Source organism: Oleiphilus sp. HI0080 (assembly GCF_001635135.1).
On the sequence record NZ_LWFU01000226.1, the window covers coordinates 1 to 344 of the forward strand.

Genomic DNA, 344 nt, shown 5'->3' on the forward strand with positions numbered 1-344 from the left:
GCAGGGAAGACGGGAACAGCTCAAGTGGTCGCAATTGCTCAAGGCGAAGAATATGACGCGGAAGCGCTCGCTGAGCGGCACCGTGATCATGCATTGTTTATCGGCTTTGCACCGGCGGACGACCCTCAAATAGCTGTGGCCGTTGTAGTTGAGAATGGTGGTGGCGGAAGCAGCACGGCAGCGCCGATTGCGCGAGCACTGTTCGATGAATGGATTTTAAAGTTGTCTCATGACGACGAATTGGTAGGGCTGCGATGAGGGGTGATTTTTTAAGGCATATGCCTGGAGCGGAGCACCACTTAGGCAAAGGAAAATCGCTCTTCTATCGGCTGCATATTGATCCT

At 53.2% G+C, this 344-nt stretch carries 1 protein-coding gene; it reads left to right on the forward strand.

Annotated features, from left to right (window positions below):
* The coding region (locus A3751_RS02490; RefSeq protein WP_255376065.1) for a penicillin-binding transpeptidase domain-containing protein at window positions 1-258 on the forward strand (258 nt) is incomplete at its 5' end.
* Between the last annotated feature and the right edge of the window lie 86 nt (window positions 259-344).